This window comes from Photorhabdus sp. RM322S (assembly GCF_042879395.1).
Taxonomy (GTDB): Bacteria; Pseudomonadota; Gammaproteobacteria; order Enterobacterales; family Enterobacteriaceae; genus Photorhabdus; species Photorhabdus khanii.
This window is the reverse complement of record NZ_JBHFKW010000001.1, coordinates 191,146-204,055: the sequence shown is the minus strand read 5'-3', so window position 1 is coordinate 204,055 and position 12,910 is coordinate 191,146. Positions and strand designations below refer to the sequence as shown.

At 38.4% G+C, this 12,910-nt stretch carries 10 protein-coding genes and 4 tRNA genes; 4 read left to right on the top strand and 10 right to left on the bottom strand.

Going from position 1 to position 12,910, the window contains the following annotated elements; translation table 11 throughout:
• Window positions 1-37: 37 nt before the first annotated feature.
• Together ACGF63_RS00905 and ACGF63_RS00900 are read right to left on the bottom strand one after the other, a co-directional pair.
• Entirely contained in the window at window positions 38-1,576 is a 1,539-nt protein-coding gene (locus ACGF63_RS00905) for a peptide MFS transporter (protein ID WP_036848950.1), read from the bottom strand.
• A 580-nt stretch (window positions 1,577-2,156) separates the two neighbouring features.
• Entirely contained in the window at window positions 2,157-3,098 is a 942-nt protein-coding gene (locus ACGF63_RS00900) for a Kdo(2)-lipid IV(A) acyltransferase (protein ID WP_036848951.1), read from the bottom strand.
• A 431-nt stretch (window positions 3,099-3,529) separates the two neighbouring features.
• Between ACGF63_RS00900 and ACGF63_RS00895 the strand changes: the two genes are divergently transcribed.
• Window positions 3,530-4,588, top strand: a complete 1,059-nt coding sequence (locus ACGF63_RS00895) for a rhodanese-related sulfurtransferase (RefSeq protein ID WP_036848952.1) — start codon at window positions 3,530-3,532, stop codon at window positions 4,586-4,588.
• 63 nt (window positions 4,589-4,651) lie between these two features.
• On the opposite strand, the gene ACGF63_RS00890 is transcribed toward ACGF63_RS00895, so the two are convergent.
• From ACGF63_RS00890 to ACGF63_RS00865, 6 genes are all read right to left on the bottom strand, one after another.
• A complete protein-coding gene (locus ACGF63_RS00890) occupies window positions 4,652-5,254 on the bottom strand; it encodes a LuxR C-terminal-related transcriptional regulator (RefSeq protein ID WP_387628309.1) in 603 nt (200 codons plus the stop codon).
• 203 nt (window positions 5,255-5,457) lie between these two features.
• Entirely contained in the window at window positions 5,458-5,712 is a 255-nt protein-coding gene (bssS, locus tag ACGF63_RS00885; RefSeq protein ID WP_011146095.1) for a biofilm formation regulator BssS, read from the bottom strand.
• A 201-nt stretch (window positions 5,713-5,913) separates the two neighbouring features.
• Window positions 5,914-6,966 (bottom strand): dihydroorotase, encoded by a 1,053-nt coding sequence (gene pyrC, locus ACGF63_RS00880; protein ID WP_387628216.1) that lies wholly within the window; start codon window positions 6,964-6,966, stop codon window positions 5,914-5,916.
• 217 nt (window positions 6,967-7,183) lie between these two features.
• Window positions 7,184-7,259: transfer RNA gene (locus ACGF63_RS00875), tRNA-Asn, on the bottom strand.
• A gap of 247 nt (window positions 7,260-7,506) precedes the next feature.
• A tRNA-Asn gene (locus ACGF63_RS00870) sits at window positions 7,507-7,582 on the bottom strand.
• Between the two features lie 240 nt (window positions 7,583-7,822).
• Window positions 7,823-7,898, bottom strand: a tRNA-Asn gene (locus ACGF63_RS00865).
• A gap of 748 nt (window positions 7,899-8,646) precedes the next feature.
• Between ACGF63_RS00865 and ACGF63_RS00860 the strand changes: the two genes are divergently transcribed.
• Entirely contained in the window at window positions 8,647-9,720 is a 1,074-nt protein-coding gene (locus ACGF63_RS00860) for a hypothetical protein (RefSeq protein ID WP_036848956.1), read from the top strand.
• A gap of 113 nt (window positions 9,721-9,833) precedes the next feature.
• Here the strand turns inward: ACGF63_RS00860 and ACGF63_RS00855 are convergent.
• Both ACGF63_RS00855 and ACGF63_RS00850 read right to left on the bottom strand, forming a co-directional pair.
• Window positions 9,834-9,909 (bottom strand) — tRNA-Asn (locus ACGF63_RS00855).
• A 118-nt stretch (window positions 9,910-10,027) separates the two neighbouring features.
• Window positions 10,028-10,546 (bottom strand): YlaC family protein, encoded by a 519-nt coding sequence (locus ACGF63_RS00850; RefSeq protein WP_036848960.1) that lies wholly within the window; start codon window positions 10,544-10,546, stop codon window positions 10,028-10,030.
• A 480-nt stretch (window positions 10,547-11,026) separates the two neighbouring features.
• Between ACGF63_RS00850 and cspE the strand changes: the two genes are divergently transcribed.
• Both cspE and ACGF63_RS00840 read left to right on the top strand, forming a co-directional pair.
• Window positions 11,027-11,239 (top strand): transcription antiterminator/RNA stability regulator CspE, encoded by a 213-nt coding sequence (gene cspE / locus ACGF63_RS00845; protein ID WP_010847246.1) that lies wholly within the window; start codon window positions 11,027-11,029, stop codon window positions 11,237-11,239.
• Between the two features lie 457 nt (window positions 11,240-11,696).
• A complete protein-coding gene (locus ACGF63_RS00840; protein WP_036848961.1) occupies window positions 11,697-12,389 on the top strand; it encodes an MgtC family protein in 693 nt (230 codons plus the stop codon).
• Window positions 12,390-12,910: the final 521 nt, after the last annotated feature.

Below are 12,910 nucleotides of genomic sequence, written 5' to 3'. Positions count from 1 at the left end.
TATGATTCAGATGGCTTTATGTTGGTTATAAATATTATTATTGCGCTTTCGCTTCTGATTTGTCGGCATTATTAAGCAAGCGGCGAATGGGGATAATTAACACCATCAACACGGCTGCGCAAATGATCAGAGCCAGAGATACGCGGGAGAACAGATCAGGTAGGCTGTCCAGTTGATCAGCACGCACATGTCCACCAATCAGGCCAGCAGCCAGATTACCCAGTGCATTTGCACAGAACCACAAACCCATTACCTGACCACGCATTCGGGATGGTGCCAGCAGCGTCACAGTGGCAAGGCCAATCGGGCTAAGGCACAGTTCACCGAGTGTCAGAAACAGAGAACTTGATACCAGCCAGAAAGGAGAAACGGTTTCACCTGTTGCCAGCACATTTTGCGCCGCCAGGATCATCACGCCAAAACCACCGGCAGCGAACAGAATACCAATAATAAATTTACTGATACTGCTCGGGTTGATATTGTTTTTTGCCAATCTGGGCCAGAACCAACTGAATACTGGGGCCAGCAGGATAATAAACAGTGCATTAATCGACTGGAACCATACTGTCGGGATCTCAAATCCCATTACTATACGGTTAGTATAATCATTGGCAAACAGGTTGAATGAAGTTGGCGTTTGCTCGTATGCAGACCAGAAGAATGCAGCAGATACGAGTAGGATAAAACAGACCAGCAGGCGCGAACGGTCACTACTGCTTAAGCCAGCAAACAGGAACAGATAGGCAAAGTAAAGAGTTACACAGGATGAGATCACATAAACCATTGCGCTGGCTACGGCTACCGGATTGAATGGAATGACACCAAGGATTAGCAGAGCAATAATGGCAATAATAGCGATAGCAGTAGTAAAAACCCATTTGCCAACGTTTTTACGCTCCACTGTAGGGTGGTCCCAGCTTGAATCCACACCACCCTCTTTATCATATTGGCGCATCAAAGGGATCGTGTAAAAGCGGAATATCAATAGGGCAACCAGCATTCCCAACCCGCCGATACCAAAACCCCAGTGCCAGCCATAGTCACGAACCAGCAAGCCAGTAGCCAGAGGAGCAATAAAGGAACCGATGTTAATCCCCATATAAAATAGGGAAAAACCACCATCACGACGTGGATCATCTTTTTTATACAGAGTTCCGACCATGACGGTGACACAGGTTTTAAACAGTCCTGTACCTAATACGATCAGTAATAAACCAATGAAGAACAAGTGATGACTTAAAAAAGCGGAAAGTGCGATAGACAGATGCCCTAACGCAATAATGATCGAACCATACCAGACGGCTTGACGTTGACCTAACCAGTTATCCGCCAGCCATCCGCCAGGCAGGGCAGTCAAATAAACACTACCGGCAAAAATACCGACAATAGCAGCTGCTTGTTCACGAGGAATACCCATACCACCATCGTAGATGGATGCTGCCATAAACAAGATCAGGAGTGGGCGAATGCCGTAGTAAGAGAAACGTTCCCACATTTCTGTGAAGAACAGCGAACTTAATGGATAAGGATGCCCGAAGAAGGTTCGGTTTTTTGTGTTGTTAATGGAGGATTGCATCTAAGTTTTCCTATAATACTGCACTCCAGGAGTGTCATGTGTGCAACAAATAAAGCTTTTTCTGATTTAGGTTTAGAGCAAACAAAAAAGCCACGTTTTTTTATTAAATGACGTCCTGTCTTATTAATGTATTTTTAACATACTTTTCGGCTAATTTTATTAACAAACCAGATATCTCTTACTTTATATTCCATTTTTCATAGCAAAGTTCGACAGAAATCCCATTTCTTATCACTGGTTGATTAAAGTGATGATGAGGACTATTGACTTATTTATGTTTTTCATGTTTTTGTAAATAAAAAGATTTTAGAGTAATAAATTAAGTAATAGCTATGAAATATAAATAATCTTTTCAGAAGCCAGATATTGAGAGTGATAATGAAAGGTAAAAAAGTACAGTCGTTTGATTGTTAGCTTTGTGTTTATTTAGCTACTTTAGTTTCTATTTTTATATAAAAATCGGCAATAAATCAAATTAAAAGATACAACATCAATATTAGAATGAAATAATGGATTATTAGGCTGTATGTGACAGTCATTATGGCCGTTTCTTAGATGAAGAAACAGCCGTTAATGATATTTAATGGACTTTGTCAGCCTGCCCGTACAGAGAAGGCTGACCATTAGGCCGGGTTTTAAAGCGACGATGTAGCCACATATATTGGTCAGGAGCCTGTAAGATCTCCTGTTCCACCACTTTGTTCATAAAAGCTGCTGCTTTCACTTCATCGTCTTTAGGGAATCCATCTACTGCGGGTTGAATAATTAATTCATAACCTTTTCCGTCAGGTAGACGGCGGGGGGTAAATGGGATCATTGCCGGATCAGCGAGACGCGCAAGTATAGAGGTGCCTGTGGTTGTTGCGGCATGTTCTACTGCAAATAGTGGCGCGAATACGCTGTTTCGTGGTCCGTAATCATGATCGGGTGCGTACCAGACGATTTCACCATTTTTCAGGCAGCGGATCATGCCTTTGACATCTTTCCTATCCAGCATATATTTGTTGGAGCGCAGTCGTCCCCATGTTTGTAACCAATCCATAACCGGATTATCATTTGGGCGATAAACACCAATCCCCGGATTGAGTAAACCGAGAATTCGGGCACCCAGTTCCAGCGTCAGGAAATGAATACCGATAACGATAATTCCTTGTTCGCGGGCTTGGATTTTCTGGATATTTTCCCGCCCGGTAACTTTAAACCAGCATTTTACCCGCCAGTCAGGCCAAAACCAGGCTATACCCGTTTCAAATACCCCCATTCCGACGGATTCGAAGTTTTTTATTAGCAGCTCATTGCGCTTCTCTTGGGGCATATCGGGAAAACATAGCTCAAGATTTCTTTCAGCAATCTTGGCGCGTTTTTTCAGAAAGCGCATGGAGAATCTGCCCAGGCGAGTACCTATCCAATAAATAATGGGGTAGGGGAGCAGAACCAGCAAGTAAAGCAGACTGATACCAAACCAGGTAAGCCAATAACGGGGATGAAGCAGTGAGCGTTGAAAAGAAGGTGCGTGTATCATGGATTCTCAGGTTATTTATGGTTCCAAATAAGATGGACAAAACAATTCGTCTATTGTGACACTTTTTGACGGGATATCGAAGTTTTCAGACATGAAATGTTTAGGATATCGATTGTGAGTCATATTTTTGCCGGTTCTACTAAACTGCCTGCCGCTTTCTTTCGCTAGTATAGTAGCGTGTTCGTCTGTCATCCAGTTTTGCTATCCGTAAAGAATGATGTCTAATAAATTGCTGATGATTGGTTCCAGCCTTGAATGAGGGTTAAGTTAAACTACAGTCAGTTAAACCTCCCATTTTATTATTGATTTCCTGTTACCGCGTTATAAATTACTACTCGTTGAAAATCATTTTCGTTATCATACCCGCTTGGTGGCGGAGGCCATCACTTATTACATCTAATCTTATGACTTGAAATTCAGGAAAGTACACCATGCCAGTGTTACATAACCGCATTTCTAATAAAGAGTTGAAAGCACGCATGCTGGCGCAGACCCAGCCTCGTACTACTATCTCTTTTTATAAATATTTTAATATCTTAGATCCTCAGGCTTTCCGTGACAGCCTGTATCAACAATTTACTGAGTTTTCAGTATTTGGCCGGGTTTATATTGCCAAAGAAGGGATCAATGCGCAGATAAGTTTACCAACTCATCATCTGGAAGCATTCAAAGCTTTATTGTATGGCGTTGATCCTGCGTTGGATAATCTGAGGTTGAATATCGCACTTGATGATGATGGAAAGTCTTTCTGGGTTTTGCGTATGAAAGTGCGTGACCGAGTAGTGGCTGACGGTATTGAAGATGAAACTTTTGATTCATCAAAAACCGGTGAATATCTTAAAGCAGAGCAGGTCAACCAGATGTTAGATAATCCTGAGACGCTATTTGTCGATATGCGTAATCATTATGAATATGAAGTCGGGCATTTTGAAAATGCAATTGAAATTCCTTCTGATACCTTCCGCGAACAATTGCCAATGGCAGTGGAAATGTTGCAGGATAATAAGGATAAAAACATTGTGATGTATTGCACTGGTGGTATTCGTTGTGAAAAAGCCAGTGCTTATATGTTGCACAATGGTTTTAAAAACGTATATCACGTAGAAGGCGGTGTTATCGAATATGCCCGTAAAGCCAAGGAGCAGGGATTACCAGTGCGTTTTATGGGTAAAAACTTTGTATTTGATGAGCGGATGGGAGAACGTATTTCAGATGATGTAATTGCTCATTGCCATCAATGTGGTACGTCTTGTGATAGCCATACTAATTGTAAGAATAACGGTTGCCACCTGTTGTTTATTCAGTGCCCGGAATGTGCCGCTAAATTTGACGGTTGTTGCAGTGAAGCATGCGGGGAAGAAGTTAGGTTACCAGAAACGGAACAGCGTGTTCGTCGGGCTGGCCGAGAAAATGGAGCAAAAATATTTAATAAATCCCGGCATCGTTTACAGGATGGATTGAATATTACCTCATTACAGTTGACTAAATAGTATTATTAATAGCTGGCACAGAGATTGTTGTGCCAGTTTATTTGTTTTAAGATAATAGCTTTTTCAGTAAAGATATTTAAATACATTGTAAATAAAACAGAGTTCAATTCTATTATGAACTTTTATTTTTTCAGTAATATGCCTTTTATGAGAATATACTGTGCTATTACTGATGTTTAGTTTTTGAGATATCTGGTAATTGGGAATTTCTTTCATCCAGTAATCGATGATTTTATGCTCTTGTGGACTAAAAATAGAACAATGCTCATCAATTGTCATCTGATGTTTCTGAATTTCTTGTAATGTTATTTTACTCAATTTATTAAGCAAATAGGGAAGGCTTTTCTTTGCTAAAATAAAAGCATTGTTTTTCAGTGTAATATAATTTTCACAGTAAGGATAAGCACTATTAAGATATATATAGATACGCGTATTATCTATAAGAGTAATAAATTTCTGTAAATTAGAACAATAACTGGAATGGTGACAATAATGAGTCAAATTAGCTAAAACAATATCAGGAGAAAAACGAGCTACAATATCTATAGAGTCGTTAATTGAAGGTGAGTCAACAACTTCAATATCTTCAACATTGTCATTTTTCTTTAAAAATTCAATGATACCTGAACGGGTGTAATAGCACTCTTCAACGACTAAGATTTTCATTATTGTACGTCCCTGTTCTTGTTTGGCCGAACTCACAATAAACGCCTTATCTATTGATAGTCAACTCGGCAATTGCGATAGTTAAGTCAGCTTAATCCGAAATTATTATCTAATGATATGGTATTACAGATAAAATCGTTGGAGTGAATCAATGTTCCTCCAGGCCGGACACCCAGTTATTTGGGTGTCCGGGCTTGAGATTATTAATGCTTAGTATGGTTCAGATCGCTGTATTCTGAGGATTCGATCTTTTCAATTCCTGCCTGGAGGATGTATATCAATTGCTTTGCAATGTCAGTTGTCAACCATAAGGTTCGATCTACCATGACATGTTCTGGTGTTTGATCTTGGGAGGACAAATAGTGAAGGCGTAGCATCACAGCATCATACGTATCAACGGTACTGACATCCCAACCTACAACAGGATGCGTTTGAATAACTTCATCTTTACTGCCCATAAAACCTCCTAATCAGATCACTGCATTATTTATTAATATCATTGACTAAGAGCAAACTACCTCATTCTTGAATGAGTCATTATTAGTATATGCTTTTTAGTGAAAGTAAGAAGGTTTTTTGTTAGGAATTATTGTCCCATTCGTTGGTGGGTTGATAGGCCATGTAAATTAATGGGGACGATGACTATCCCCATGTGTATGTCAGTCTGCTACTTTTACTTCCCAGAGGGCATCTTCGCCAGCCAGAAATGGAATAAGTTTTTCATTATTGCAATCAATGTGCTCGATGACCGTGGAAGATTTGCGAGTCAATTCGACAAAGCCTTCGTTGACGGGCAGTCCATAAAATTTAGGGCCATTAAGTGAACAGAAAGCTTCAAAATGTTGTAATGCATTCATCTCTTCAAACACGGTTGCGTAAGCAGGTAACGCAGATGGCGCGTTAAATACGCCAGCACAACCACAGGGTGACTCTTTTTTGTGTAGCGCGTGCGGCGCAGAGTCTGTACCTAAGAAAAAGCGATCACAGCCACTGGCGACGGCGGCTTGCAAAGCCTCCTGGTGAATATTGCGTTTCAGAATAGGCAGACAGTACAGGTGTGGGCGTATCCCACCGACCAGCATATGATTGCGGTTGAACATGAGATGCTGCGGAGTCAATGTTGCTCCTAGATTATTGCCGCCTTCCAGTACATATTGTGCGGCTTCTTTGGTTGTTATGTGTTCAAACACAACTTTCAGTGCTGGGAACTGATTACGCAATGGTTCCATTACCTGTTCAATAAAACGGGCTTCTCGATCAAAAATATCAATATGGGAAGCAGTAACTTCACCGTGTACGAGCAGAGGCATTCCCAGTTTTTCCATCATTCCTAATAATGGATAAATATTCTTTATATCAGAGACACCGTGACTTGAATTGGTTGTGGCATTGGCAGGGTAGAGCTTACAAGCGGTAAAAATGCCTTCTTTATAACCAATTTCTATCTGAGAACTATCAGTAGAATCAGTAAGATAACAAGTCATAAGAGGCTGGAAATTATCTCCTTCGGGGATGGCTGCCAGTATTCTGTCTCGATAAGCTTTGGCGCCAGCCACTTCTGTAATCGGCGGAAGCAGATTAGGCATGATGATAGCCCGCCCGAAATAGTGACTGGTATAAGGAACGACAGTTTTTAGCATTTCATCATCACGGAAATGAATGTGCCAGTCATCAGGGCGGCGGATTTTTATTGTATATGATTTAGTGGTCATGAAACCGGCTCCAGTATATATGATAGGAAGGAAATATGCTGAGTTCAGCATATTCAAGCCGGGAATGGATAATAAAGCTAAAACAGTTAAATAGCTATTAATGAATGTAATCTTTAGTAAAAAATTTAGCTAAATCAATAAGTTTAGGGTAATCAGAGGTGGATTTTCTTATCAATAAGGAACAAATGAAATATGAGGGTAAAACAAGAAATGAAGTTGGCTCCTCCAACTGGACTCGAACCAGTGACATACGGATTAACAGTCCGCCGTTCTACCGACTGAACTATGGAGGAACTCCTTCACAACGGGGCGCATATTAGCGGTACATTTTTGCTTTGTCAAAGCAGAAAATAACAAATAGTGATTGTTTGCTGGCAAACTGCACTCGTTGGTTTATTTTTATGCTACTAAATGGTTATTTTATGGGATTATATGCTATAAAAATGGGTTGGATAGCGTTATTGTGTTTGTGTGATGATGTCAGGTAACCAGCGAAATCAGAAAAGCAAAAAACCCGCATTAAGCGGGTTTCTCTTAATTTGGCTCCTCCAACTGGACTTGAACCAGTGACATACGGATTAACAGTCCGCCGTTCTACCGACTGAACTATGGAGGAATTGCTTCACAACGGGGTGCATACTAGCGGTACACTTTTGCTTTGTCAAAGCAGAAAACAACAAATAAGGTTTGTTTGCTGGTAAACTGAACTTATTGTTCTGTATTTATGCTGAATGAAGGTTGTTTGCTGGAACTGTATGCTATGGAAGTCGGTTGATTAGGGTTACAAATGTTATGTTGTAAGTGGAGAGTGGAATCAGAAAGGCAAAAAGCCCGCACTAAGCGGGCTTTTCTAATTTGGCTCCTCCAACTGGACTCGAACCAGTGACATACGGATTAACAGTCCGCCGTTCTACCGACTGAACTATGGAGGAATCGTTCTTGGGAACGAGGCGAATAATAGCTGGGTATTTAGGGCTTGTCAAAGGGGAAAAGTGGAAATTGAGTTTGATTGATTAACTGGTGCTCAAAACTGTGTCTTTTACTATTTTTTAATCAATTGAATTTTATTTCCTGTTCAGGAAATACAAGAATTAACTAATATCTATCTATGATAGTTAGATAGTGGGAATATTATCTGTTTTTTATTTATAAAACAATTGATTATGAGTATTAAAAATATAAGTAAATATATCTTTAGTAACTTTATTTCAATGTTATTTATAGGATTTTTATATTTAATGATAATTTTCCTATTTTATTTATTTTAATAGATCACTTATTGTCTTTTGATATTTATTAGTGAATTTACTTGTCTATAATTCTTAATTGAAAAAGTAATTTTTCTCTGACCTTCAATTTATTAAACATGGTATTTGTTGAGATTGAAACAGATGTAAAAGAGCTCACCGTTGATAACGAAGTTTTATTCACCGATAACATGCTAAGATATTTTCAATTTAATAATAGACTTTCATTAATATAAAAAGTGCAACAAAAAAAGTAAAAGATATTTCAGAAAAAAACATTACAAAATTGAATAAATAAAAATTGAGTGTTTTAAAGTTAAGTTATTATTAAGGAGGTGAAGATAATTCTAAATATAAAGTCAGTAGATAATATTTCTTCCGAAAAGAGTGGCTAATTTTCTGGTTATTTCTATAAAACAAATGAGGAAAAGTCATGAAGTTTTTAATTAATACTGATGTAACTAACTGGGTTTCACATAAAGATTGGTTTAACGTTCCATTACGATTGTTTGTAGTTACAAAGGATGATGATGGTTCGACATCATTAGATAATTATAAAAGTAAAATTGTGGTACATGGCTTGAATGAGGGCGAATATGAAATTGTAAATAACAATAACTTATTCGATCCTATCAGTAGAGCATCTGAAATATTGGTAAAAGTCAAAACAGATCAACAGGTTAATTCTACAGTCAAATTTGTTGCTGAAGTAACAGATGCTAGTGGCAGTGTAGTCGCAGAAGCTGTGCTCGATCGATTCAAGCTAAAATCAGCAGGATTGGCAGCACCTATATATCCGGCAAATTATGATAATGTTATTGACAGTGGTGATATAAGAGCAGGCGTTAAAGTACTTTTTGCTGATTCGAATATTTTAAATAAGCATGAATTGAAATTTATTTTTGATGATAATGTTGAAGTTGTTCCGAGTATACAAGATAGTAATGATATCCGTAGCTTATCTGTAAAGAATTCTCTTCTTACTGCGGGTAAACACGATAGTGTTTATTATACTATTAGTGAAAGTGGCAGTGCTAAATTCTCTACTGTTCAACGTGTACTTGTAGAGCTTGATGAAGATCCTGGAACAGTTCAGATTCGTCGTGATCTTGAAGTGCCTTATATTGATGAATATGATGAGAGCAGAGGCCGGCCAATTGGTGAGAGTATTATTGATTATGATATCAATATTATGGTCAGTGATGTTAAACTTAAAGATAAGGTATTGAAGAAAGGTACAGTTCACATTAAAGGGTATTCTGCTGATAATCAGGATGCAGGAGAAATAGTATTAAAGATAGAGCCTTTAAGTGGTAATGAAAATAATATTTTCCGTTTAGCTGTAATTAATCCTAAAGAAAATGCTGATGGTCAGCCGGGTGGTATCGATTTCTTCAATTATATAGGTAATGGCCGGGTAAGAATTCATTACGAAATATCATTTGTTGGTGAAGCAAACATACTGCATAAATCTAAAGAAAGAGTTTATAAAGTCGTTCTGGATTAATCAGGTTGGTATTCCTAAATGCACTGTTTCATACATAAAAAAAGCCCAATTTTCATTGGGCTTTTTCATCTGATAGTGCTGGAAATCCTTTGCAGTATCTCCAGACTTGAATTTGGCTCCTCCAACTGGACTTGAACCAGTGACATACGGATTAACAGTCCGCCGTTCTACCGACTGAACTATGGAGGAATCGTTCTTGGGAACGGGGCGAATACTAGCGATGAACCGAAACGCTGTCAACGCAAAAAATCTTACTGTTTTGTTGTTTGTTCGCTATATGAACGCATTGTATTATAACTGTGCTATTTTACTGAAGCTGAGTGTTTTTATTCATTATCGGCAATGATGTTGCTGTGTGCGATTGCTCAGGGAATGTCATGATATAAACATCATAAAAATGTATTTCACCTTTCATTTTTATGATGCGCTTGATTTCATCCTTTATTGCCAATGGAACATGAGGGTGGAGATGAAGCTCTTTGATTGCTTGGTCTGAGATTTTTTCGCTGACAAACCATTCGCCGTTGTAACATACCCGTAGATCAAGCACACCGATATCATCAAACCGATATACGGGCTTAATTTCGAATAATAAAACAGCCGCCATAATAATGAAAAGTACGGTGAAGGCTAGCAATGAAAGTAAACCAAAGTATGGGGCGTACCAGATAAGCGCAGCGAGAGTCAGATAAGATACGAGCATAGCCAGGCAAAGGTAAGGATGGTTGCTGATAAACTGGCTGTTAAAACGAAGTTTGCCATCACGCTGTTCTTCAATGTTGATTCGTTCAAGATCCTGAATCAGTATCTGCTTAATGATATTCATATGTTGACCTGATTAAATGAAGAGAAAGTGAAATATTTTCATAGTTATCGGTCCTTAAGGCTAGCATGAGAAAGACGAGTTAACGTAGATCAGTTATTTTATTTTAATCTGACAACTGTTATTGATTGAGATTAATCTTAATACTTTCATTAAGATAAAGATTGAATAAATCAAAAAAATTTATAACTAATGACTTTATTTTTTATATCATTGCTCTAATAATGAGCGTAAACGTTTTTTTTAAAACACGAACACATAAAAAGGTTGCTATTCTTTTTCTATCATGAGTTAATGCTGCCGGCCTGATAAACAGACCTACTTTATGTACGACATCTTGAGTTAATGAGTTATGTGTAAGTGTTATCCTCAGATAGCCTTTGTTGACGCGTTTCCTTCTTAGTGCCTCCATAAGTAATAGCTGATAACTGGCCAGTACATGCCCATGTTGGCAAATTTTTTTTGATATATAGGAAAGTCACAATGTCTGACAAAATGAAAGGTCAAGTGAAGTGGTTCAACGAGTCTAAAGGCTTCGGTTTCATCACCCCAGCTGACGGTAGTAAAGACGTATTCGTTCACTTCTCTGCCATTCAGGGTAACGGTTTCAAGACTTTGGCAGAAGGCCAGAACGTAGAATTCACCATTGAAAATGGTGCTAAAGGCCCAGCAGCAGCAAACGTAACTGCTATCTGATTGCCTGAATGATTTTTAAGTCCGTCATTGTCTTATATAGTGGCGGACTTTTTCTTTATTAAAGTAATATCCTTCTTTACTTATTAATTACTCCTGATTATACTTCGTGCAAATTTTATTGAGGAGACTAGAGTCATTGGACAGTCAAGGTTTTTGGTTAGATAAAAAATAAAACGGCAAGCTGTTCATTTCCTTTCGATTTGCTGCTTGCTGAACAAGGCGGGCGGTACCACTCAAAATATCTGAGCTGTACTTACTCAAAAAACGGTATTATCCGGTACTCAGTAGAGTTGCTGGGAATGGTATATCGGGTTTTCTATTATGCTGTTATATATTTACATTTTGTTACCTCCAGGTATGTACAGAAAATAATGCTGAATTAAACATTCGGCACAAATTTCTGTGTGCAAAATAAATGCACATGATTATTTATCCATTTAGTTGTATGGAGAATGTCATGTTAGTAACTCCTTTTGTCTTTCATTTATTATCAGCTATGTGCTTTGGTGCGTTAATCGGTGCGGAACGTCAATGGCGTCAACGTATGGCAGGTTTGAGAACTAATGCATTAGTTGCGACTGGTGCCGCTGTTTTTATACTCAGTTCAATAACAACTTCACCAGATAGTGCAGGCCGTATTGCTGCGCAGGTTGTTTCAGGTATTGGTTTCCTTGGTGCCGGTGTCATTATGCGAGAAGGCATGAATATTCGTGGATTAAATACCGCTGCAACCTTGTGGTGTTCTGCTGGAATTGGTGTGTTGTGTGGTCTTGGACAATATTGGCTGGCGGCGATAGCGACAGCGATTATTCTTTGTGCAAACATATTGTTACGTGAAGCTGCCCAACGTATTAATTTACAACCCAGGCAGCAGGCCATTGATCAGGTACAGTGTTATAAAATTCACGTAGTGTGTGACAGTAATGACGGAATTCTGGTGAGAACTTTAGTGTTACAGGCTCTCAATGGAGTAGCAGTGAGGCTACAATCACTGAGTTTCACTGAGATGATCCAATCTGGAAAACTTGAAGTGTGTGCGGAAGTATTAGCAACACTCACTGAGCAAAAAGAGATAGAAGCGATTGTTTGTCGTATGAGTTTGGAAAAAAGCGTTAGTTCAATAAACTGGAAAATTGCTTCTGAACTGTAAGCCTGAAAATTATTTGTATAAAGCAACAATAATTTTGTTTGATAAACAGTCAAGACTGATTTTTCATCATGTAAAAAAAACAGAGCGCGTTGCCTATGGCATGTTTTCTCCGTTAGGCAACGCATAGTTTTTTAGGGTAATTATTTGTTAATAGCTTCATTGGGATGATAGTTCCATACGGTATTTTTACTTAGGTAATTATCGTTTGGTTAACTATTGAAGTGTTGCTGATGATTGTCATTCTCATATCAAATCTAGTAGAGGTAAAGCTGATATAGGTATCATGCGCGGATACAGAAAAATTGATGAGTTAACATTTAATTTTATTCGGCATCGGTTACCTATTACTGTTCAGAACTTTCAGTGGAAATATCAATTAACTTGCAAAAGTGGAGTAGAAGAAATGATCTAACTTTGTTCTTATATAAGAGTAAAATAGATAATAATTCTGCTTGATCAAGCATGCCATGAAAAAATAATGGTAGTAGCTGATGGTTACCATCAGGCAAGATTTCAGTGTA

Bases quoted from the DNA above. Each gene is read 5' to 3' on its own strand.
- cspE (WP_010847246.1), top strand. From the start codon at position 11,027: ATGTCTGACAAAATGAAAGGTCAAGTGAAGTGGTTCAACGAGTCTAAA.
- ACGF63_RS00900 (WP_036848951.1), bottom strand. From the start codon at position 3,098: ATGATACACGCACCTTCTTTTCAACGCTCACTGCTTCATCCCCGTTAT.
- ACGF63_RS00860 (WP_036848956.1), top strand. From the start codon at position 8,647: ATGAAGTTTTTAATTAATACTGATGTAACTAACTGGGTTTCACATAAA.
- bssS (WP_011146095.1), bottom strand. From the start codon at position 5,712: ATGGGCAGTAAAGATGAAGTTATTCAAACGCATCCTGTTGTAGGTTGG.
- pyrC (WP_387628216.1), bottom strand. From the start codon at position 6,966: ATGACCACTAAATCATATACAATAAAAATCCGCCGCCCTGATGACTGG.
- ACGF63_RS00840 (WP_036848961.1), top strand. From the start codon at position 11,697: ATGTTAGTAACTCCTTTTGTCTTTCATTTATTATCAGCTATGTGCTTT.
- ACGF63_RS00850 (WP_036848960.1), bottom strand. From the start codon at position 10,546: ATGAATATCATTAAGCAGATACTGATTCAGGATCTTGAACGAATCAAC.
- ACGF63_RS00890 (WP_387628309.1), bottom strand. From the start codon at position 5,254: ATGAAAATCTTAGTCGTTGAAGAGTGCTATTACACCCGTTCAGGTATC.
- ACGF63_RS00905 (WP_036848950.1), bottom strand. From the start codon at position 1,576: ATGCAATCCTCCATTAACAACACAAAAAACCGAACCTTCTTCGGGCAT.
- ACGF63_RS00895 (WP_036848952.1), top strand. From the start codon at position 3,530: ATGCCAGTGTTACATAACCGCATTTCTAATAAAGAGTTGAAAGCACGC.